The following is a 20,019-nucleotide window of genomic DNA, read 5'->3' as shown; positions in this document are numbered from 1 at the left end:
GCGTTCGCAGGGGCCGAACGCCGGATCGCTTGCCCCGGGCCGCGCAAGGCCCCACCCTTGAGATCAGCACCAGGAGGAACGCATGAGCTGGAACCCCGCCTTGACCCCCGGCTGCCCCGACGCGGTCGGCGCAGACGCCATCGAGACGCTGATCATCCCCCGCGCCCGCGATCTGGGCGGGTTCGAGGTGCGCCGCGCCCTTCCCGCGCCCAAACGCCAGATGGTCGGGCCGTTCATCTTCTTCGACCAGATGGGCCCGGCCGAGTTCCTGACCGATCAGGGCATCGACGTGCGCCCGCATCCGCATATCGGGCTGGGCACGGTGACATACCTCTATCGCGGCAGCTTTCAGCATCGCGACAGCACCGGCGCGGACCAGATCATCACGCCGGGCGCGCTGAACTGGATGGTGGCGGGGCGCGGCGTGACCCATTCCGAACGCAGCCCCGAGGCGGTGCGCGCCGGTCCCAGCAGCCTGTTGGGCATCCAGACCTGGATCGCCCTGCCCGAGGATCACGAGGATGACGCCCCCAGCTTCGAACATCACGCGGCCGCAGCCCTGCCCGAGATCCGCGACCAAGGCATCACCGCCCGGCTGATCCTGGGCAACGCCTATGGCGAACGCGCGCCCGCGACCATGCATTCCGAGACCTTCTATCTGGACGTCGCGCTGGAGGCGCGGGCGCGTTTTCCCCTGCCCGACAATCACGAGGATCGCGGTCTGTATATCACCGAGGGCAGCGTCAGCGTCGCCGGTCAGGAATACCAGGCCGGGCAGATGATGGTGTTCCGCCCCGGCGACCGGATCACCGTGCAGGCGGGCGACCGGGGCGCGCGGCTGATGGCGCTTGGCGGGGCGACGCTGAACGGGCCGCGCCATATCTGGTGGAATTTCGTCGCCTCATCGCGCGAGCGCATCGAGGAGGCGAAACGCGAATGGCGCGAGGGGCGTTGGGGGCAGGGTCTCTTCGACCTGCCCGTGGGCGACCGCGACGACCACATTCCCTTGCCCTAAGGAAGGCCATGCCATGACCAAGACCCCGCAGGAGATCCTGGATTTCTGGTTCTCGGACCAGATGAGCCGCTACTGGTTCGCCAAGTCCGACGATATCGACCGCGAGATCACCGCCCGCTTCGCCGAAACGCATGAGGCCGCGCAGGCCGGTCATCTGGACGACTGGATCGCCGCCCCCGAAAGCGCGCTGGCGCTGGTGATCGCGCTGGACCAGTTCCCGCGCAACATCTTTCGCGGCGGCCCGCGCGCCTTCGAAAGCGACGATCTGGCGCTGGATCATGCCCGCACCGCCATCGAGAAGGGCCATGACCAAGCCATGACCCCCGAGCAGCGGCAGTTCTTCTATCTGCCCTTCATGCATGCCGAGGACCGGGACGTGCAGGACCGCTCGGTCGAGCTTTACGAGGCGCTCGGTAACGAGAATTCGCTGCATTTCGCGCGCGAGCATCGCGACATCGTCCAGCGCTTCGGCCGGTTCCCCCATCGCAACGCGATCCTGGGCCGCGACAGCACGCCCGAGGAGGCCGAGTTCCTGAAAACCCATTCCGGCTTCTGACATTTACAGCGGCGCGAAGGCCCCCTAGCCTTCGCGCCATGACCGACCTGCCCTGCTTCTACGCACCCGAGACCGCCGCCCATGACCCGCGCTTCTGGATGCTGCGCGGCGTCGTGATGGCGAACAAGGAAACCCCCGAACGCGCCGACCGCCTGCTGGCGGGGATCCGCGCGGCGGGCCTTGATGTCCTGACGCCGCCAAGCGCCGACCAAGCGCCCATGCGCGCCATCCATACCGACCGCTATCTGCGGTTTCTTGAGACCGGCTGGCAGGATTGGCAGCAGGCCTCGGGCGCGGGGCCGGAGGTGGTGGCGAACCTGCATCCGCAGAAGGCCGGCGCGACCTATCCGTCCGGCATCACCGGGCGGGCGGGCTGGCATATGGGCGATACGGGCTGCCCCCTGGGGCGTGACACCTGGGCGGCGGCGCTGCGCGGCGTGGACACCGCGTTGGCGGCGGCGGATGCGGTGATGGCGGGGGCGGGGGCGGCCTATGCGCTGTGCCGTCCGCCGGGGCATCATGCGGATGCGGATACGGCCGGGGGACATTGCTTTCTGAACAATTCCGCCATCGCGGCCCAGGCCCTGCGCGGGCGCCATGACCGGGTGGCGATCCTGGATATCGACGTGCATCACGGCAACGGCACGCAGGCGATCTTCTTCGACCGCGCCGATGTGCTGACCGTCTCGGTCCATGCCGATCCGGACAATTTCTACCCGTTCTATCTGGGCCATGCGCATGAGACAGGCTACGGCGCGAACCTGAACCTGCCCTTGCCCATCGGCTCGGGCGACGAGGCCTGGCTGGCGGCCATCGACCAAGGGCTGGCGCGCATCCGCGATTTCGCGCCGGGCGCGCTGGTCCTGGCCTTGGGCCTCGACGCGCATGAGAACGACCCCTTCCGCGGGCTGCGCGTCACGACGCCGGGCTTTGCGCGGGCGGCGGCGCGCATCCGGGCGCTTGGCCTGCCCACCGTCATCGTGCAAGAGGGCGGCTACCTGTCCGAGGACCTGACCCGCAATCTGGCCAGCTTCCTCGGGGGGTGGATCGAGGCCGGCTGAAGGGGGCGTCATGCGGATCTGCATCTTCAACACGGGCGGCACGATCGCCTGCACCGGCACGCCCTTGGCGCCCATGCCCGCGGCACGCTTTGCCGATGCGGCCCGCGCCATCCTGGGACCGGCGCTGCAGGCGGCCCTGCCGGGGATGGATCTGCATTTCGACACGGGCCTGCGCTTCGACAGCGCCTCGGGGGTGCTGGATAGCACGGATCTGCGCCCCTCGGACTGGTGCCGCATCGCGCGGCGGGTGCTGGACCTCTATGACCGCCATGACGGCTTCGTCATCCTGCATGGCACCGACACGATGGACTACACCGGCGCGGCGCTGCCCTTGCTGCTGAACGTCCCCGATGCGGTCGGCATGGCGCGGGCGGCCCTGTCCAAGCCGGTGATCCTGACCGGCGCGCAGCTGCCCCTGTTCCGCGACACGGGCCAGGGGCTGGTCCTGAACGCGGGCAGCGACGCGCTGGCCAACCTGACCGGCGCGCTGGAGATGACGCGCCTGCGCCTGCCCGAGGTCGGGCTGTTCTTCGACGGCCGCCTGCTGCGCGGCAACCGGGCGCTGAAGGTCTCGACCACCGGATTTGCGGGTTTCGACAGCCCGCATCTGGGGGCCTTGGCGGAACGCGGCATCGGCATCCGCATGGGGGTGGCGCCCCTGCCCGGCCCCGCCGCGCCCGACCTAGCGCTGGATGATGCGGTTGCGCGGGCGCGGGCGCTGGAGCGGCTGGACAGGATCGCGGCGCGGATCGACGATCAGCGCATCGTCCAGATCCCCGCCCTGCCCGCCGATCACCGCGCCGACCGCTCCCTGCTGGCCCAGATGGTGCGGGCCGCGCTGGACCAAGGCGCGACCGGCCTGATCCTGGAGGGGTTCGGCGCGGGCAACTTGCCCCAAGGCGCGGGCGCGCTGGCCGATGCGATCGGGGCGGCGCGGGTGCCGGTGCTGATCGCCAGCCGCGCGGTGGGCGGCCAGGTGGGCGCCTTCGACTATGCCGCCGGGGCCTGGATCGCGGGGACCGGGGCGGTGGCCGCGGGCGACATGACGCCGGTGGCGGCGCTGGCCAAGTTGATGATCCTGAACGCCGATCCGGCCACGCCCGATCCGCGCGCGATGCTGGCCCGCAGCCTGACGGGCGAATGCACGCCCCGCGACCGGATCGACCCCGCGCTCTGGCCCGGTCAGGCGCTGGAGGCGGCGGACGCGCCCCTGAGGCTGGAAAACGACCCCGCGACAGGCCCCCGGCTGATCCGCGGGGCCCGGGCCCTGTGGCAGACCCCCGGGCCAGGGCGGCTGGCCATGCGGGGCGACCGGCTGGCGCTGATCGCGCCCGACGGGGCGGTGGCCTGGGCGTCGGATCCCGCGCCGGGGGCGGTGCCGGTCCTGACGGCCGAGGGGCTGGTCCTGGTCGATCCGGCGGGCCGCGCCGCGCCGGTCATTGCGCTGGCGGGCTGAGATCCGCTAGCAGGGTTCCGGGAACCAAGGGGAAATCCGATGCCGCTGATCCATGTCCTGAACGGCCCGAACCTGAACCTGCTGGGCATGCGCCAGCCCGAGATCTATGGCCGCGAGACCCTGGCCGATCTGGAGGCGCTGTGCCGCGAGGCCGCCCGCCCCCATGACATCCGCTTTCTGCAATCCAACTGGGAAGGCCAGATCGTCGACTGGATCCACGAGGCCCGGCAGGAGGCCGCGGCCATCGTCATCAACCCCGCAGCCCTGACCCATACCTCGGTCGCGGTGCTGGATGCGCTGAACGCCTTCGACGGCCCGGTGATCGAGGTCCATATCAGCCAGGTCCACAAGCGCGAGGCCTTCCGGCATCATTCCTATGTCTCGCATCGCGCGGACGGGGTGATCGCCGGTCTGGGCTTGGGCGGCTATGTGGCCGCGATCCGCCATGTGGCCGGGCTGATCTGACGAAAAGAAGCCGCCGGCCCGGCCGCAGGGAGGAGGGTTGCGGCAGGACCGACGGCGCGGCACCCGATGCGGGGCACCCGAGGAGGACGCACAAAAGCCATTGGCTTCATGTCCCCACCCTGCCCGCCGCCGTGTGATTCGTCCCGCATCGCCCCGCGTCGCGGCGCCCGGAAACCGCCTCTGCCGCGCCGCGGCGCAGCATGGGCGGCGTTTGCCCGCGAAACGGGCAGTCCGCGCTCAGCCGAGCGTCTTCAGATAGCTGTCCGACCACCATGCCACGTCATGATCGACCACATCGCGCAGCAGGGCCGCGTGCTGGTCGCGGCGTTCGGATTTAGACATGCGCATCGCCTCGGCCATGGCGGCGGCCATCTCGGTCGGGTCATGGGGGTTGATGACCAGCGCCTGCTGCATCGTCTCGGCCGCGCCGGCAAAGCGCGACAGGATCAGCACGCCGGGATCCTGCGGGTCCTGGGCCGCGACATATTCCTTGGCCACCAGGTTCATCCCGTCGGCCAGGGGCGTGACCAGCCCGATGCGCGCCTGACGATAAAGGCCCGCCAGGACCGGGCGCGGAAAGGGCCGGTGGATGAAGCGGATCGGCGTCCAGTTCAGCGTCGCGAACTGGCCGTTGATGCGCCCGGCCAGATGCTCGGTCTCCTCGCGGATGGTCTGATAGGCCTCGACCTCGCCCCGGGTGGGCGGCGCGATCTGCAGAAAGCTGATCTTTTCATGCAGGTCAGGGATCTTGTCCAGCAACAGCTGATAGGCGCGGAACCGCTGCGGGATGCCCTTGGAGTAATCCAGCCGGTCCACGCCGATCATCATCTTGGCGCCGGTCAGGCTGCGCATGCGGTCGCTGTCAGGGGCGCAGGCGGCCTCGGCCATGAAACTGTCGGCGTCGATGCCGATGGGAAACACCCCCGCCCGGACGCGGCGGCCGCACAGATCGAAATGCCGCGGATCGGCGGGATCGGCCCCGGCCAGCTGGCGCGCGCTTTCGGCGAACGCCCCCAGGTCGCGTTCCGCCTGGAACCCGATCAGGTCGTAATGGGACAGCCAGTCGAACAGCTGGCCCGGATTGGGCAGGGCCGCGCAATCGCCCGGTCCCGGAAAGGAGATGTGCAGGAAATGCCCGATCCGCGCCGTGACGCCCAGGGCGCGCAGATGCGCGGCCAGCGGGAACAGGTGGTAATCCTGCACCCAGATGCGGTCGTCGGGGCGCAGCTCCCGCGCCAGCATCCGCGCGATGCGGGCATTCACCCGGTCATAGCCGTCCAGATATTCCGGCAGGATCCGCGTCAGGCTGGGCCGCCCATGACAGACCGGCCAGAGGATCGAGTTGGAATAGCCCAGGTAATAGGTCTCGTGTTCATCCGGCGTCAGGTCGAAGGACAGGCGCTGGAAGGCCGCGCCCGGATGGCTGCGCAGCGCGGGTTCCGCATCCGGCGTCACCTCGCCGGAAAACCCCACCCAGACCCCGCCCGATGATTTCAGCGCGTCCTGCAGGGCGACGACCAGCCCGCCGGATGGCGCATCCCCCAAGGGAAGGCGGTTCGACACGACGATCAGGCGGGACATCGGCAGGCTCCTCAGGTCAGGCTGCGGTCCAGCCAGAGGGCCAGGGCCGCGGGATCGGGCAGGCGATGGGCGGCCGCGGTGGCGCCCTCGCCGATCTTGATGGCCATGCCGCCGCGCGACTGCGCCTCGGCCATGGCGGGTTCGTCAGTGGTGTCGTCGCCTGCAAAGACCGGCAGGCGGCCGTGGAACGGCTCCAGCGTCATCAGATGGGCCAGGGCGCTGTCCTTGCCGACACCGGCGGGGCGCAGCTCCAGCGCCATCTTGGCGGGCTGCAGCATCAGATGCGGGTTCCGGGCGGCCAGATCCTGCATGATGCGCCGCACCTCGGGTTCCAGTTCCGGGGCGGCGCGGTAGTGCAGGGCGCCGCCATGGGGTTTCTCCTCGACCAGCAGGGCGGGATGGGGGGCGGCCAGGGCGCGCAGGTCGGCATGCAGCGCGGCCGCGTCGAATTCGGCGTGATGCAGGGTTTGGACATGGCCCGCGCGCAGGGACAGCTCCGACCCGTGGCTGCCCGCGACCACGCCCGGGAAATCCGGCAGATGCCCGCGCAGATCGGCCACGTCGCGCCCCGAGATCAGCGCCACTGCGCCCCCCTGACGGTCATGCAGCCGCGCCAACCGGTCGCGCAGCGCACCCGTCACCCGGACCGCATCGGGGCGCGGGGCGATATCCACCAGGCAGCCGTCGAAATCCAGGAACAGCGCGGCATCGGGCGACAGCGGGGGCAGGGTCATGGGCGGGCCTTCGGGTCGTGGATGACGCAAAGGGAACCCGCCCGCCCCCGCCCCGGTTCACCGGGATGTGAGGTTTTTCTGCCCCGCGGCGCGACGGATCAGTATTCCACCCCCGGCTGCGCCTTGATCCCGGCACGGAAGGGATGGCGGATCTGGGTCATCTCGGTCACCAGATCGGCGGCGGCGACCAGCGCCTCGGGCGCGCCGCGGCCGGTCAGCACGACATGGGTCATCGGCGGCTTCTCGGCCTCCAGAAAGGCCAGCACCTCGGCCACATCCAGATAGCCGTAGCGGAAGGCGATGTTGATCTCGTCCAGCAGGACCATGCGGATGGCGGGGTCGCGGATCAGATCCTTGGCGCGGTCCCAGCCCGCGGCGGCGGCGGCGATGTCGCGCGACTTGTCCTGGGTTTCCCAGGTGAAGCCCTCGCCCATCGCGTGGAACTGACAAAGGCCCGCGAAATGCGTGGTCAGCAGGCGCCGTTCGCCGGTATCCCACGCGCCCTTGATGAACTGGACCACCGCGCAGGGCATCTGATGCGCGATGCAGCGCATGATCATCCCGAAGCCGCTGGAGGATTTGCCCTTGCCCGGCCCGGTATGGACGATCACCAGCCCCTTCTCGCCGGTGCGGCTTTCCATCATGCGGTCGCGGGCGGCCTTCTTCTTGGCCATCTTGCGGCTGTGGCGGGCCAGGTCGTCTTCGGGAATGGGGTCGGTCTGCGTCATGCGGTCGCTCCTTGCGGTTGACAATGGGCGGGGACGGGGGTTTGGTCGCGGGCGTGTTGGTTCCTGTCTATGACAGGCGAAGAGGGAATGCGACAAGGCCCCCCAAAGGGCCCCAAGCGCAGCCGCCCCCGCGACCGTGACCGGAGAGGTCGCCCGATCCACTGGCCCCCAAGGGCCGGGAAGGGGGGCGATCGTGGGGGAAACCCCGGATCCGCAAGCCGGGAGACCTGCCAGCACCGGATGATGACGGGCGAACGGGGTGTTTCGCAACCGGCAGGTGATGGCCGGATGCCCCGTGCCTGCACCTTCCGGACGCCCCTTTGCCGCAAGGAGAAAGGGGCCGCGATGCGCGCCGTTCTGCATGTCTGCACCACCTGTCGCGGCACCCTGCCCGATGACGATCCCGATCCCTGCGCGCCCCGCGCGGGCGCGCGCCTGTTGGCCGCGCTGTCGGGCGATGCCCCGCCGGGGGTCCGGATCCGCCCCGTCGAATGCCTGTCCGCCTGTTCGCAGGGCTGTGCCGTCGCGCTGTCGGGGCGGGCCAAGTGGTCCTATGTCTATGGCCGCCTGACGCCTGACGACGCGGCCCAGATCCTGTCGGGCGCCGCCGCCTATGCCGCCGCGGCCGACGGGGTCGTGCCGTGGCGCGAACGCCCCGCCATCTTCCGCAAGCAGAGCCTTGCCCGCATCCCCCCGCAGGAGTGACCATGACCGACCTGACCAAGACCCCCGTCACCGTGATCACCGGATTTCTGGGATCGGGCAAGACGACCCTGATCCGCCACCTGCTGCGCAATCCCGGCGGGCTGCGTCTGGCGGTGATCGTCAACGAATTCGGCACGATGGGCGTGGATGGCGACATCCTGCGCGGCTGCGCCGACGAGGCCTGCCCGGCCGAGAACATCCTGGAGCTGTCGAACGGCTGCATCTGCTGCACCGTGGCCGATGATTTCATCCCCACGCTGGAATCGCTGATGGCTCTGCCGCGGCGGCCCGACCACATCCTGATCGAGACCTCGGGTCTGGCGCTGCCCAAGCCGCTGCTCAAGGCCTTCGACTGGCCCGCGATCCGGCTGCGGATCACGGTCGATGGCGTCATCGCCCTGGCCGATGCCGAGGCGGTGGCCGCGGGCCGGTTCGCCCCCGACGTGGCGGCGGTGGACGCGCAGCGCGCCGCCGATGAGGGCCTGGACCACGAGACCCCCCTATCCGAGGTCTTCGGCGACCAGATCGCCTGCGCCGATGTAGTGCTGCTGACCAAGGCGGATCTGGCGGGCGATGCGGGGGTCGCCGCCGCGCGGGACGCCATCGCCGCCGAGGCGCCCCGCCCCCTGCCCATCCTGACCGTGACCGAGGGCGTGGTGGATCCGCGCCTGATCCTGGGCCTGGGCCGCGCCGCCGAGGATGACCTGGACGCCCGCCCCAGCCATCATGACGGCGCCGACGATCACGAGCACGAGGATTTCGACACGGTCGTCATCGACCTGCCCGAGATCACCGACCCCGCCGATCTGGCCGCGCGCATCGGGCGGCTGGCCACCGAACAGCGGATCCTGCGGGTGAAGGGCCATGTCGCGGTGGCGGGCAAGCCGATGCGCCTGCTGGTCCAGGCGGTGGGCGCGCGGGTGCGCCATCAATACGACCGGCCTTGGGGCACGACCCCGCGCGCCTCGCGGCTGGTGGTGATCGCGGAACATGACCATGTCGACGCGGAGGCGATCCGCGCGGTGCTGACGGGCGTGCCCGCCTGATGCATGTGGTCTTTCGCGAAGAGGTCGGTCTGGACCGGACCGACGCCCCCTTCGATCCCGGGCAGACGCCCGGCGATCTGGTCGTGCTGTCCTTTTCGGACAGCGACCTGGGGGCCTTTGCGGAGGGCTGGCGCCGCGCGGCGGGGGGCCTGCCCTCGACGCGCCTGTGCAACCTTGTGGCGCTGCGCCATCCGGTCTCGGTCGATACCTATGTCGAGCGGACCCTGTCGGGGGCGCGCGGCATCCTGATCCGCCTGATCGGCGGCGAGGACTGGTGGCCCTATGGGCTGGCCTCGGTCCAGGATCTGGCGCGCAGGCGGGGGATCGCGCTGGCGGTCCTGCCGGCGGATGGGCGCGACGATCCGCGGCTGGACCGGGCCTCGACGGTGCCCGCATCGGTCCTGCGCGTGCTGCGGCGTCATTGCGACGAGGGCGGGGCGGTGGCCGCGCAGGCGGCGCTGGCGCAGCTGGCCATCGCGGCGGGGCTGCAGGCCGCGCCGGTCCTGGGCCGCCCCGCCCTGCCGCGGATGGGGTTCTATGACCCGGGGCGCGGGGTCATCCCCGATCCCGGCCCGGTGGGGGCGCTGGTCACCTTCTATCGCAGCTGGCTGGCGGCGGCGGATGTGGCGCCGATCGACGCGCTGATCCATGCGCTGCGCGATCGCGGCATCGCGGCGATGGGGGCATTCGCGCCGTCCCTGAAGGCCGAGGGGCTGGCGGAATGGCTGGCGGGGGCGCTGCCGGGCGGGCCGGGGATGGTCGTCAATGCGACCGGGTTTTCGGGTGGCGCGGTCGATGGGTATTTGGGCAACGGAGAAACGGCGGGGGTCGCGCCCTTCGGCGGATGGTCCTGCCCGGTGTTTCAGGTGGTGTTGTCGACGAACCGGCGCCGCGACTGGCTGGCGGCGGAGCGGGGGTTGTCGCCGTCCGATCTGGCCATGACCGTCGTGCTGCCCGAGGTGGATGGCCGGATCCTGGCGGGGGTCGTCAGCTTCAAGGGCGTCGCGCCGCGCGATCCGGATCTGGAATATGCGCGTTTCGTCCATCGGCCGGATATGGGGCTGCTGGGGCAGGCGGTGGACCGGATCGTCGCCTGGCGCGGGGCGGCGCGGGATGTGGCGGTGGTGCTGTCGACCTATCCCGGCCGCGACTGGCAGCAGGCCCATGCGGTCGGGCTGGACGCGCCCGCATCCGCGCAGGCGGTGGGGCGGGCGTTGGGGGTCGCGCTGCCCGGTCTGCCGCAGGGCGTCATCCGCTGGCCGCTGGCCGATTACCGCCGCGCGCTGGCCCGCCTGCCGCAGGGGTTGCGCGACGATCTGTCTGCGGCCTGGGGTGCGCCTGAGGAGGACCCCGATTGCGTGGAAGGCGCCTTTGCCCTGCGCGCCAGCCGCCACGGGCCGGTGATCCTGGCGCTGCAGCCCGAACGCAGCCACCGCATCGGGCGCGAGGACAGCTATCACGACCTGACCCGCGTGCCGCGCCATGGCTATGTCGCCTTTTATCTGTGGCTGGCCGAGCAGGGTCTTGGCGCGATGATCCATATGGGGGCGCATGGCACGCTGGAATGGCTGCCGGGCAAGGCGGTGGCGCTGTCGGGGGAATGCTGGCCGCAGGCGCTGGCCGGAGGGATGCGGGTCGTCTATCCCTTCATCGTCAACGATCCGGGCGAGGCCGCGCAGGCCAAGCGCCGCTTGGGTGCGGTGACCTTGGGCCATATGCCGCCCCCGATGCGCGCCGCCGCCCTGCCCCCCGGCATGGCGGGGCTGGAGCGCAGCTTGGACGAATATTCCACCGCCGACGGGCTGGATCCCGCGCGCCGCGACCGCCTGATCGCGGCCATCCGGGACGAGGCCCGCGCCTTGGGCGTCGAAGCGGATCTGGGCATCCCCCCCGACGCCAGCGCGGCCGAGGCGATCACCCGCATCGACCGCTTCGTCTGCGACATCAAGGAAAGCCAGTATGGCGCGGGGCTGCATGTCTGGGGGACCGGCCCCTGCGGGGATGCGGAACGCGCGGGGCTGGCGGCGGCTTTGGCGGGGCGGTTCGTGCCGCCGGGGCCGTCGGGTTCGCCCAACCGGGGACGGACGGATGTGATGCCCACGGGGCGCAACCTCTTCAGCGTTGATCCGCGTGCCCTGCCCACGCCATCGGCCCATGCCCAGGGCGTCAGGCTGGCCGAGGAGCTGCTGCGCCGTCACCTGCAGGATCACGGCGACTGGCCGCGCGGGCTGGTCGTCGATCTGTGGGGCAGCGCCACGATGCGCACGGCGGGCGAGGATTTCGCCATGGCCCTGCATCTGGCCGGGCTGCGGCCGATCCGGGATGCGGGATCGGGGCGGGTGACGGGGGTCGAGGTGCTGCCTCTGGCCCTGCTGGGGCGGCCGCGCATCGATGTGACGCTGCGCGTCTCGGGGCTGTTTCGCGACCTGTTCCCGGTGCTGGCCCAGCTGTTCCAGACCGGGGCCGAGGCCTTGGCCGCGCGGGACGAGGAGGCCTGCCAGAACCCCTATCGCGGCGGGGCGCGCGTGTTTGGCCCGCAGCCCGGGCGATACGGGCTGGGCATGGGCACGGCGGCCACGGAATTCACCGATGCCGCGCGGGCGGCGGCGGGCGAGGCCTGGATCGCCGCGTCAAGCTGGGCGATCGGCACGGACGGGACCAGCCGTCCGGACCGCACCGCGCTGGAGGCGCGGCTGGCCCGCAGCGACAGCTTCGTCCATGCCCAGGACCTGCCCGAGACGGACCTGCTGCTGGCCGCCGATTATGCCGCGCATGAGGGGGGATTTGCCGCCGCCATGGCGCGGATCGGCGGGCGCGCCGCGCTTTATCACCTGGATGCCACGCAGCCGGGCCGCCCCCGCGCCCGCACCCTGACCGAGGAGATCGCCCGCACCATCCGCGCCCGCGCCGCCGATCCGGCCTGGGCCGATGCGATGACCGCCCATGGCTATCGCGGCGCGGCCGAGATCGCGGCCACGCTGGACCATATGGCGGCCTTCGCGCATCTGGCGGGGGCGGTGCCGGCGCATCTGTTCGACCTCTATCACGACGCGACCTTGGGGCGCCCCGAGATCGTGGATTTCATGGAGGGCGCGAACCCGGAGGCGCTGGCCGCCCTGCGCGATCTGTTCCGGCGGCTGCATGAGGCGGGGCTGTGGGTGACGCGGCGCAATTCGATCTCGGCGGGGCTGTCGTGATCCGCGGCTGGTGCCCCGGCGCGCTGCGTCCGATGGATTCGGGCGATGGCTGGGTGGTGCGCATCCGCCCCCCTGGCGGGCGGCTGGACAGCGCCCAGGCCCAGGCCATCGCGGATGCGGCCGAGGCGCATGGCAACGGCGTGATCGAACTGACCGGGCGGGCCAACCTGCAGCTGCGCGGCGTGACGCCCGCCAGCCATGCGCCGCTGATCGAGGCCCTGCGGCCCCATGGGCTGATCGACGCGGATGCGCGCGCCGAAGGGCGGCGCAACATCATCGTAACGCCCTTTGCCGATGCCGAGGCCGACCGGCTGGCCGCCGAACTGGCCGAGGCCTTGGCCGCCAGCGACCTGGCCCTGCCCGCCAAGTTCGGCTTTGCCGTTGATCCCGGCGCGACGCCCGTCCTGACCCGCGACCCCGCCGATATCCGCATCGAGCCGGGCCCGACCCTGCGCGCCGACGGGGCCACCCGTGCCGCGCCCTATCGCGGGCCGGGCGATGCGCTGGCCTTGGCGCGGTGGTTTCTGGATCAGGGCGGCGCGCCGTCGGGACGCGGGCGGATGGCCGCGCTGACCGCCCGGCTGACACCGCCCGGCGCCACCCTGCCCGCAGCCCTGCCCGCAGCCCCTTTGCGGCCCGGGCCACATGCAGATGGCCTGCTGGTCGGGCTGGAATTCGGGCAGATCGGGCCGGACACGCTGCGCCGCCTCGGGCGGCTGGCGCCCCTGCGCCTGACGCCGTGGCGGATGGTGCTGATCCGGGGCGCGCGCCGCCTTCCCGCGATCCCCGGCCTGATCCTCGATCCGCATGATCCGCGCCTGCGCCTGCGGGCCTGTCCGGGCGCGCCCGCCTGCCCCCAGGCACAGGCCGCGACCCGCCCCCTGGCCCGCGCGCTGGCGCCGCTGATCCCGGCGGATGCGGTGCTGCATGTCAGCGGCTGCGCCAAGGGCTGCGGCTGGCCGCGCGCGGCGGATGTGACGCTGACCGCGACGGGCGCGGGCTTCGACCTGATCCGCCATGGCCGCGCCCAAGACCCCGCCGCCCTGCGCGGTCTGCACCCCGATCAACTGCCGAAGGTTCTGTGATGCCCCATGATTACGAAAAGGACGGCGCCGCGATCTATCGCCAGTCCTTCGCCACCATCCGGGCCGAGGCCGATCTGGCGCGTTTCGACGCGGATGAGGAACCCGTCGTCGTCCGCATGATCCATGCCGCGGGCCTGGTGGGGCTGGAGCGTGACGTGGCCTTCACCCCCGGCATGGCGCGGGCGGCCCGCGCCGCGCTGGCCGCCGGTGCGCCGATCCTCTGCGACGCGCATATGGTCAGCGAGGGCGTGACGCGCGCCCGCCTGCCCGCGGAGAACGCGGTGATCTGCACCCTGCGCGACCCGCGCGTGCCCGATATGGCGCGCGACATGGGCAACACCCGCAGCGCCGCAGCACTTGAGCTGTGGCGGCCGCATCTGGCGGGGGCGGTCGTGGCCATCGGCAATGCGCCTACCGCGCTGTTTCACCTGCTGACCATGCTGGAGGACCCCGCCTGCCCCCGCCCCGCCACGATCATCGGCTGCCCCGTGGGCTTCGTCGGCGCGGCGGAATCGAAGGACGCGCTGATGGCCGCACCGCCCGCGCCGTCGGTCGTCGTGCGCGGCAGGTTGGGCGGATCGGCCATCACCGTCGCCGCGATCAACGCGCTGGCCAGCCGGAGGGAATGATGGGACGCATCATCTGCGCGGGTCTGGGGCCGGGCGATCCGGACCTGATCTCGGTCCGGGCCGACCGGGCGGTGCGCGCCGCGCGCCACGTCGCGTATTTCAGGAAACCCGGCCGTCCCGGTCAGGCGCGGCGCATCGTCCAGGGGATGCTCTCCCCGGATGCGGTCGAATACCCGATGGAATATCCAGTCACGACCGAGATCCCCTTCGATCATCCCGATTACAACGACGCGCTGGCGGGGTTCTATGACCTCTGGGCCGCGCGTCTGGCACAGTTGGCCCAGACCGAGGATGTGGTGGTCCTGTGCGAGGGCGATCCGTTCCTCTATGGCAGCTTCATGCATCTGCAGGTGCGGCTGACCGGACTGGCCGAGGTCGAGGTGATCCCCGGCATTCCCGGCATGGTCGGCTGCTGGAACGCGGTAGGCCAGCCGATGACCTGGGGCGATGACGTGCTGACCGTGCTGATGGGCACCCTGCCCGAGGCGGACCTGATCCGCCACATGCAGGGCAGCGACGCGCTGGTGGTGATGAAGACCGGCCGCAACCTGCCCAAGCTGCGCCGCGCCTTGGCGGCGTCCGGGCGTCTGGCGGATGCCTGGCTGATCGAACGCGGCACCATGCCCGGCCAGCGCATCGCGCCTGTGGCGGAGGTGGCCGATGACGACTGCCCCTATTTCGCCATCCTGCTGGTCCATGGTCATGGACGGCGCCCCATGGCGCGGGTGGCGGAATGACCGGCTGGATCACCGTCGCGGGGCTGGGGCCGGGGTCTGACGCCATGGTGACCCCCGAAGTCGCCGCCGCGCTGGATCAGGCGACGGACGTGATCGGCTATATCCCCTATGTCGCGCGGGTGGCGGCTCGGCCCGGCCTGACCCTGCATGCCAGCGACAACCGTGTGGAGCTGGACCGCGCCCGCCATGCTCTGTCCCTGGCAGCGCAGGGCGCGCGGGTGGTGATCGTCTCGTCGGGCGATCCCGGCGTCTTCGCCATGGCCTCCGCCCTGTTCGAGGCGCTGGAGGCCGAGGGCGCCGACCCCGACATCCGCATCCTGCCCGGCATCACCGCGATGCTGGCGGCGGCGGCGCGGGCAGGCGCTCCTTTGGGCCATGATTTCTGCGCGATCAACCTGTCGGACAACCTCAAACCCATGGCGCTGATCGAACACCGGGTGCGCCACGCGGCGCGGGGTGATTTCGCGATGGCCTTCTACAACCCGCGCTCGGCCAGCCGACCCGCAGGTTTTGCCCGCGTGCTGGAGGTGCTGCGCGAGGAATGCGAACCCGAACGCCTGATGATCTTTGCCCGCGCCGTCACCACGCCTGACGAGGCGCTGCGCGTGGTCACGCTGGAGGAGGCCACGCCCGACATGGCCGACATGCGCACCGTCGTGCTGGTCGGCAACCGCGCCACGCGGCGGGTGGGCCGGTGGGTCTATACCCCCCGGGGGGCAGTCTGATGCAGCCAGTCCAGCGCCTGTTCCGGCGTGTCGACCTGCGGCCGGTCGGGCGCCGCGGGCCGGTCGATCAGCACGACCCGCACGCCCAGATCGCGCGCCGCGTCCAGCTTCGCCCGCGCCCCCGCGCCGCCGCTGTTCTTGGCGACCAGATGGGTGATGCCATGCGCGGCCATCAGCGCCCGGTCGCCCGCGACTGTGAAGGGGCCGCGCGCCAGCACGACCTGCGCGCCGGGCAGGGGCGGCGCACCCGGCGCATCGACCAGCCGCAGCAGCCAGCGATGCGGCAGGGCGGCAAAGGGCGCCAAGGTCTGCTTGCCGATGGCCAGGAACACGCCGGTGGGCGCGCAAGGCAGCGCCGCGACCGCGCCCGCGATGTCGGGAATGCGACTCCAGCCGGGATCGACCGGCCAGGCGGGGCGGCGCAGCATCAGCATCGGCACGCCGCCCGCGCGGCAGGCGGCATCCGCATTGCGGCTGATCTGGGCGGCAAAGGGATGGGTCGCATCAATGACCGCGCCGATGTCCTGGTCCCGCAGGTAGCGCGCCATGCCCTCGACCCCGCCGAAGCCGCCGATCCGCGTGGGCAGGGGCTGGGAGATGGGCGCCTCGGTCCGTCCGGCATAGGAGAAGACCGCCGCGACACCGGCGCGGGCCAGCAGGGCGGCCAGGCGGCTGGCCTCACTCGTGCCGCCCAGCAGCAGGATGCGTCGCATGTCTGACCCTTGGCTGACGATCATCGGGATCACCGAAGATGGACCGGACGGCCTGCCCGGCGCAAGCCTGCGCGCGCTAGAGGCTGCCGAGGTCGTCTTTGGCGGCCCGCGCCACCTGGCCCTGGTGGGGGTGGGCGCGCGGGGGCGGGCCTGGCCGGTGCCCTTCGATCTGGCGCCGCTGCTGGCGCTGCGGGGGCGGCGGGTGGCGGCGCTGGTATCGGGCGATCCCTTCTGGTGCGGGGCGGGGGGCAGCATCGCGGCGGCGCTGGAGCGTCACGAATGGTGCGCCCTGCCCGCGCCGGGGGTGCTGTCGCTGGCGGCGGGCCGGCTTGGCTGGCGGCTGGAAGACACCGCGACCCTGGGCCTGCATGCCGCCCCCTTCGCGCGGCTGCGGCCGCATCTGGTGCGCGGCTGCCGGATCATCGCGACGCTGCGCGATGGCGACGCGCCCGCCGCGCTGGCCCAATGGCTGGTCGGACAGGGCGCGCGGGCTGCGCGGCTGACGGTGCTGGAGCGTCTTGGCGGGCCGTCCGAACGGGTGCGCAGCACGCGCGCCGACGGCTTTGCCCTGACCTGCGCGGCACCGGTGGCGGTGGCCATCGACGGGGCGGATCTGCCGCGTGGCTTTGGCCTGCCTGCGGTGCCGGGGCGGGCGGATGCGCTGTTCACCCATGACGGGCAGATCACCAAATCGCCCATCCGCGCGCTGACACTGGCGGCCCTGGCCCCGCGCGCGCGAGAGGTGCTGTGGGATATCGGCGGCGGTTCGGGATCGGTCGCGGTGGAATGGGCGCTGGCCGGGGGCCGCGCCGTGACGGTGGAGCCGCGCGCCGACCGCATCGCCACCATCCGCGCCAATCTGGACGCCTTCGGCCTGGGGGGGCGGGTCACGGTGATCGAAGGCTCGGCCCCCGAGGCGCTGCCGCCCGGCGCCCCTGATGCGGTCTTTGTCGGCGGCGGCGCGTCGCAGGCGCTGCTGGAGGCGCTGTGGGCCCGCCTGCCCCCCGGCGCGCGGCTGGTCACCAATGCTGTGACGCTGGAGACGGAATCGCTGCTGGCCCGCTGGCACGCCGATCACGGCGGCCGCCTGCTGCGCATCGACATCGCCGAGGCCGCGCCCCTGGGCCGGATGCGCGGCTGGACCCCCGCCCGCCCGATCGTGCAATGGAGCGTCACATGCGCATCGCCGGAATAGGCTGCCGCCCGGGCACCCCCCTGCCCGCCCTGCTGGCCGCGCTGGAGGCCGCGGGCGGCGCCGACGCGCTGGCCACCATTCCCGAACGCGCGCCCGAGCTGCGCCCCTTGGCGCGGGCCCGCACCCTGCCCCTGCACCTGGTCGCGGTGGCAGGCGTCGCCACACCCACGCAATCCGCCCGCATCCTGGCCGCCTTCGGCACCGGATCGGTGGCCGAGGCCGCCGCCCTTGCGGCGGGCGGCCGCCTGACCCATCCGCGCCGGACCTTCGGTCCCGTCACCATCGCGATCGCAGAGGTTCCATGACCGTCCATTTCATCGGCGCAGGCCCCGGCGCGCCCGACCTGATCACCCTGCGCGGCCGCGACCTGATCGCGGCCTGCCCGGTCTGCCTCTATGCCGGGTCGCTGGTGCCTGCCGCGCTGCTCTCCCATTGCCCGCCCGGCGCGCGGATCGTGAACACCGCGCCCCTGTCGCTGGACCGGATCATGGAGGAGATCGCCGCCGCCCATGCGGCGGGCCAGGACGTGGCGAGGCTGCATTCCGGCGATCTGTCGGTCTGGTCCGCGATGGGGGAACAGATCCGAAGGTTGCGAGCGCTGGACATCCCCTTCGACGTGACGCCGGGCGTGCCGTCATTCGCCGCCGCCGCCGCCGCGCTGCAGACCGAACTGACCCTGCCGGGCCTTGCGCAATCCGTGGTTCTGACCCGGACGCCGGGGCGCGCATCCTCGATGCCCGGGGGCGAGACGCTGGCGGCCTTCGCCGCGACCGGAGCGACGCTGGCGATCCATCTGTCGATCCACGCGCTGGAGCAGGTGGTGGCCGATCTGACCCCGCATTACGGCCCCGACTGCCCGGTGGCGGTGGTTTGGCGGGCCAGCTGGCCGGACCAGCGGGTGATCCGCGCGACCCTGGCAACGGTAGACGCGCAGGGCATCGACCGCACCGCGCTGATCCTGGTCGGCCCCGCGCTGGCGGGCGAGGGGTTCGAGGACAGCCGCCTTTACGCCGCCGATTATGACCGCCGCTATCGCCCCGTGGGCGACGCGCCGAGGTTTCCGGAATGACCCCGGGTCTGATGATATCCGCCCCCGCATCGGGGACGGGCAAGACGATGCTGATGCTGGGCCTGCTGACCGCGTTGCGCCGGCAGGGACTCACGGTGCAGCCCTTCAAGTCGGGGCCGGATTACATCGATCCGGGGTTCCACCTGGCGGCCTCGGGGCGAGCCAGCTTCAACCTGGATGCCTGGGCGATGGAGCCGGGGCGGCTGATCGCCCATGCGACCGGCCAACCGCCCGCCGATCTGGTCCTGGCCGAGGGGTCGATGGGCCTGTTCGACGGGGTGGCGACCGCGGGGGAAACCGGCATCGGCTCCAGCGCGGAAATCGCCCAGATGATGGGTTGGCCCGTGGTGCTGATCCTGGACGTGGGCGGACAGGCGCAATCGGCGGCGGCCACGGCGCGGGGCTTTGCCACGCTGCGCCCCGATCTGCCCTTTGCGGGGGTGGTGCTGAACCGCGTGGCCTCGCCGCGCCACGACCGGCTGATCCGCGAGGGGATGGATCAGGCGGGCATCCGCGTGCTGGGCAGCCTGCCGCGTCAGGGCAACATCACCCTGCCTGAACGCCATCTGGGTCTGATTCAGGCCGAGGAGACGGCGGGACTGCAGGCCATCCTGGACCATGCGGGCGAGTTCATCGCCGCGCATTGCGACCTGGAGGCGATCATCGCCGCCGCCGCCCATCGTGCCCTGCCCGAGGCCCCCGCGCCCCGACCGCTGACGCCGCCGGGGGGACGGATCGCGCTGGCCCGCGACGCGGCCTTCAGCTTCGTCTATCCGCATGTGCTGGAGGCCTGGCGGCGGGCCGGGGCCACGATCCTGCCCTTTTCGCCGCTGGCGGATGAGGGGCCGGATGACGGCGCCGATTGCTGCTGGCTGCCGGGCGGATACCCGGAGTTGCACGCGCCCCGGCTGGCCGCCTGCAACGGCTTCCGCACGGCCATGCACCGCTTTGCGGCGACGCGGCCGGTGCATGGGGAATGCGGCGGCTATATGGCGCTTGGGGCGGGGCTGGTCGATGCCGATGGGCTGCGCCACCCGATGCTGGGCCTGCTGGGGCTGGAGACCAGCTATGCCAAGCGCCGGATGCATCTGGGATACCGCCGAGCCGAGCCGCTGACCGCTCTGCCGGGGCTGGGGCGGGTGGCGCTGCGCGGGCATGAATTCCACTATGCCACGGTCCTGTCCCAGCCCGACGCGCCCCTGGCCCGCGTGACCGACGCGACCGGCGCCGAGGTCCCCGAGACCGGCAGCCGCCGCGATCAGGTCACCGGCACCTTCTTTCACCTGATCGCCCCAGCCTCGGCTTGACGCGGACGGGGCGAT

20 protein-coding genes and 1 riboswitch are annotated in these 20,019 nt (G+C 71.9%); of the genes, 16 read left to right on the top strand and 4 right to left on the bottom strand.

What is annotated here, in order from left to right; translation table 11 throughout:
- The first annotated feature begins 82 nt into the window (after nt 1–82).
- The 5 genes from JHW48_RS01915 to aroQ are packed head-to-tail and all read left to right on the top strand — an operon-like array spanning nt 83 to nt 4,553.
- Nucleotides 83–1,015 (top strand): pirin family protein, encoded by a 933-nt coding sequence (locus JHW48_RS01915; protein ID WP_119884814.1) that lies wholly within the window; start codon nt 83–85, stop codon nt 1,013–1,015.
- 13 nt (nt 1,016–1,028) lie between these two features.
- Nucleotides 1,029–1,571: a DUF924 family protein gene (locus JHW48_RS01910; RefSeq protein WP_119884813.1), complete on the top strand. Its 543-nt coding sequence runs from the start codon at nt 1,029–1,031 to the stop codon at nt 1,569–1,571.
- A gap of 38 nt (nt 1,572–1,609) precedes the next feature.
- Nucleotides 1,610–2,632 carry a histone deacetylase family protein gene (locus tag JHW48_RS01905; RefSeq protein ID WP_119884812.1) on the top strand — a complete coding sequence of 341 codons (1,023 nt, stop codon included), beginning with the start codon at nt 1,610–1,612 and terminating at the stop codon, nt 2,630–2,632.
- Between the two features lie 10 nt (nt 2,633–2,642).
- Nucleotides 2,643–4,088: an asparaginase gene (locus tag JHW48_RS01900; protein ID WP_119884811.1), complete on the top strand. Its 1,446-nt coding sequence runs from the start codon at nt 2,643–2,645 to the stop codon at nt 4,086–4,088.
- A gap of 39 nt (nt 4,089–4,127) precedes the next feature.
- On the top strand, nt 4,128–4,553 hold the full coding sequence (gene aroQ, locus JHW48_RS01895) for a type II 3-dehydroquinate dehydratase (RefSeq protein WP_119884810.1): 426 nt from the start codon (nt 4,128–4,130) through the stop codon (nt 4,551–4,553).
- Between the two features lie 237 nt (nt 4,554–4,790).
- Here aroQ and JHW48_RS01890 read toward each other — a convergent pair whose 3' ends face one another.
- From JHW48_RS01890 to cobO, 3 genes are all read right to left on the bottom strand, one after another.
- On the bottom strand, nt 4,791–6,134 hold the full coding sequence (locus tag JHW48_RS01890) for an alpha,alpha-trehalose-phosphate synthase (UDP-forming) (protein WP_119884809.1): 1,344 nt from the start codon (nt 6,132–6,134) through the stop codon (nt 4,791–4,793).
- Between the two features lie 11 nt (nt 6,135–6,145).
- Nucleotides 6,146–6,868, bottom strand: a complete 723-nt coding sequence (otsB, locus tag JHW48_RS01885; protein ID WP_119884808.1) for a trehalose-phosphatase — start codon at nt 6,866–6,868, stop codon at nt 6,146–6,148.
- Between the two features lie 98 nt (nt 6,869–6,966).
- Entirely contained in the window at nt 6,967–7,596 is a 630-nt protein-coding gene (gene cobO / locus JHW48_RS01880; RefSeq protein WP_119884807.1) for a cob(I)yrinic acid a,c-diamide adenosyltransferase, read from the bottom strand.
- 40 nt (nt 7,597–7,636) lie between these two features.
- Nucleotides 7,637–7,845: riboswitch (cobalamin riboswitch) on the top strand.
- 96 nt (nt 7,846–7,941) lie between these two features.
- Between cobO and JHW48_RS01875 the strand changes: the two genes are divergently transcribed.
- The 7 genes from JHW48_RS01875 to cobJ are packed head-to-tail and all read left to right on the top strand — an operon-like array spanning nt 7,942 to nt 15,720.
- Nucleotides 7,942–8,301, top strand: coding sequence for a DUF1636 family protein (locus JHW48_RS01875; protein WP_119884806.1), 360 nt, complete (start codon nt 7,942–7,944; stop codon nt 8,299–8,301).
- A 2-nt stretch (nt 8,302–8,303) separates the two neighbouring features.
- Nucleotides 8,304–9,347, top strand: a complete 1,044-nt coding sequence (gene cobW, locus JHW48_RS01870; RefSeq protein ID WP_119884805.1) for a cobalamin biosynthesis protein CobW — start codon at nt 8,304–8,306, stop codon at nt 9,345–9,347.
- Nucleotides 9,347–12,544 (top strand): cobaltochelatase subunit CobN, encoded by a 3,198-nt coding sequence (gene cobN / locus JHW48_RS01865; RefSeq protein WP_119884804.1) that lies wholly within the window; start codon nt 9,347–9,349, stop codon nt 12,542–12,544. Before cobW ends, cobN begins: the two co-directional genes overlap by 1 nt.
- A complete protein-coding gene (gene cobG, locus JHW48_RS01860; protein WP_240637669.1) occupies nt 12,502–13,629 on the top strand; it encodes a precorrin-3B synthase in 1,128 nt (375 codons plus the stop codon). The genes cobN and cobG overlap by 43 nt, the downstream gene beginning before the upstream one ends.
- Entirely contained in the window at nt 13,629–14,258 is a 630-nt protein-coding gene (locus JHW48_RS01855) for a precorrin-8X methylmutase (RefSeq protein WP_119884803.1), read from the top strand. The genes cobG and JHW48_RS01855 overlap by 1 nt, the downstream gene beginning before the upstream one ends.
- The gene (cobI, locus tag JHW48_RS01850) at nt 14,258–14,995 is read left to right on the top strand and encodes a precorrin-2 C(20)-methyltransferase (protein WP_205961855.1); all 738 of its coding nucleotides are present in this window, start codon (nt 14,258–14,260) and stop codon (nt 14,993–14,995) included. Before JHW48_RS01855 ends, cobI begins: the two co-directional genes overlap by 1 nt.
- Nucleotides 14,992–15,720 carry a precorrin-3B C(17)-methyltransferase gene (gene cobJ / locus JHW48_RS01845; RefSeq protein WP_119884801.1) on the top strand — a complete coding sequence of 243 codons (729 nt, stop codon included), beginning with the start codon at nt 14,992–14,994 and terminating at the stop codon, nt 15,718–15,720. The genes cobI and cobJ overlap by 4 nt, the downstream gene beginning before the upstream one ends.
- On the opposite strand, the gene JHW48_RS01840 is transcribed toward cobJ, so the two are convergent.
- A complete protein-coding gene (locus JHW48_RS01840) occupies nt 15,696–16,433 on the bottom strand; it encodes a cobalt-precorrin-6A reductase (protein ID WP_119884800.1) in 738 nt (245 codons plus the stop codon). The two genes, cobJ and JHW48_RS01840, sit on opposite strands and share 25 nt — an antisense overlap.
- Here JHW48_RS01840 and cbiT point away from each other — a divergent pair.
- Genes cbiT through JHW48_RS01820 form a run of 4 tightly spaced genes read left to right on the top strand, consistent with a single transcriptional unit; the run spans nt 16,432 to nt 20,004 of the window.
- Nucleotides 16,432–17,628, top strand: a complete 1,197-nt coding sequence (gene cbiT, locus JHW48_RS01835; protein ID WP_272835714.1) for a precorrin-6Y C5,15-methyltransferase (decarboxylating) subunit CbiT — start codon at nt 16,432–16,434, stop codon at nt 17,626–17,628. The two genes, JHW48_RS01840 and cbiT, sit on opposite strands and share 2 nt — an antisense overlap.
- Nucleotides 17,610–17,933 carry a cobalamin biosynthesis protein gene (locus JHW48_RS01830; protein WP_119887790.1) on the top strand — a complete coding sequence of 108 codons (324 nt, stop codon included), beginning with the start codon at nt 17,610–17,612 and terminating at the stop codon, nt 17,931–17,933. Before cbiT ends, JHW48_RS01830 begins: the two co-directional genes overlap by 19 nt.
- On the top strand, nt 17,930–18,697 hold the full coding sequence (gene cobM, locus JHW48_RS01825; protein WP_119887791.1) for a precorrin-4 C(11)-methyltransferase: 768 nt from the start codon (nt 17,930–17,932) through the stop codon (nt 18,695–18,697). Before JHW48_RS01830 ends, cobM begins: the two co-directional genes overlap by 4 nt.
- Nucleotides 18,694–20,004, top strand: a complete 1,311-nt coding sequence (locus JHW48_RS01820) for a cobyrinic acid a,c-diamide synthase CobB (protein WP_240637980.1) — start codon at nt 18,694–18,696, stop codon at nt 20,002–20,004. Before cobM ends, JHW48_RS01820 begins: the two co-directional genes overlap by 4 nt.
- The last annotated feature ends 15 nt before the right edge of the window (nt 20,005–20,019 follow it).

The sequence above is a fragment of the Paracoccus aestuarii genome, from assembly GCF_028553885.1.
GTDB classification, from domain to species: domain Bacteria; phylum Pseudomonadota; class Alphaproteobacteria; order Rhodobacterales; family Rhodobacteraceae; genus Paracoccus; species Paracoccus aestuarii.
Note: the sequence above shows the minus strand (reverse complement) of the source record. Positions and strands in the feature narration are given on the sequence as shown.

Excerpts from the sequence above, each read along its gene's own strand:
- JHW48_RS01915 (WP_119884814.1), top strand. The coding sequence starts at position 83 with ATGAGCTGGAACCCCGCCTTGACCCCCGGCTGCCCCGACGCGGTCGGC.
- JHW48_RS01910 (WP_119884813.1), top strand. The coding sequence starts at position 1,029 with ATGACCAAGACCCCGCAGGAGATCCTGGATTTCTGGTTCTCGGACCAG.
- JHW48_RS01905 (WP_119884812.1), top strand. The coding sequence starts at position 1,610 with ATGACCGACCTGCCCTGCTTCTACGCACCCGAGACCGCCGCCCATGAC.
- JHW48_RS01900 (WP_119884811.1), top strand. The coding sequence starts at position 2,643 with ATGCGGATCTGCATCTTCAACACGGGCGGCACGATCGCCTGCACCGGC.
- aroQ (WP_119884810.1), top strand. The coding sequence starts at position 4,128 with ATGCCGCTGATCCATGTCCTGAACGGCCCGAACCTGAACCTGCTGGGC.
- JHW48_RS01890 (WP_119884809.1), bottom strand. The coding sequence starts at position 6,134 with ATGTCCCGCCTGATCGTCGTGTCGAACCGCCTTCCCTTGGGGGATGCG.
- otsB (WP_119884808.1), bottom strand. The coding sequence starts at position 6,868 with ATGACCCTGCCCCCGCTGTCGCCCGATGCCGCGCTGTTCCTGGATTTC.
- cobO (WP_119884807.1), bottom strand. The coding sequence starts at position 7,596 with ATGACGCAGACCGACCCCATTCCCGAAGACGACCTGGCCCGCCACAGC.
- JHW48_RS01875 (WP_119884806.1), top strand. The coding sequence starts at position 7,942 with ATGCGCGCCGTTCTGCATGTCTGCACCACCTGTCGCGGCACCCTGCCC.
- cobW (WP_119884805.1), top strand. The coding sequence starts at position 8,304 with ATGACCGACCTGACCAAGACCCCCGTCACCGTGATCACCGGATTTCTG.
- cobN (WP_119884804.1), top strand. The coding sequence starts at position 9,347 with ATGCATGTGGTCTTTCGCGAAGAGGTCGGTCTGGACCGGACCGACGCC.
- JHW48_RS01855 (WP_119884803.1), top strand. The coding sequence starts at position 13,629 with ATGCCCCATGATTACGAAAAGGACGGCGCCGCGATCTATCGCCAGTCC.
- cobI (WP_205961855.1), top strand. The coding sequence starts at position 14,258 with ATGGGACGCATCATCTGCGCGGGTCTGGGGCCGGGCGATCCGGACCTG.
- cobJ (WP_119884801.1), top strand. The coding sequence starts at position 14,992 with ATGACCGGCTGGATCACCGTCGCGGGGCTGGGGCCGGGGTCTGACGCC.
- cbiT (WP_272835714.1), top strand. The coding sequence starts at position 16,432 with ATGTCTGACCCTTGGCTGACGATCATCGGGATCACCGAAGATGGACCG.
- JHW48_RS01840 (WP_119884800.1), bottom strand. The coding sequence starts at position 16,433 with ATGCGACGCATCCTGCTGCTGGGCGGCACGAGTGAGGCCAGCCGCCTG.
- JHW48_RS01830 (WP_119887790.1), top strand. The coding sequence starts at position 17,610 with ATGCGCATCGCCGGAATAGGCTGCCGCCCGGGCACCCCCCTGCCCGCC.
- cobM (WP_119887791.1), top strand. The coding sequence starts at position 17,930 with ATGACCGTCCATTTCATCGGCGCAGGCCCCGGCGCGCCCGACCTGATC.
- JHW48_RS01820 (WP_240637980.1), top strand. The coding sequence starts at position 18,694 with ATGACCCCGGGTCTGATGATATCCGCCCCCGCATCGGGGACGGGCAAG.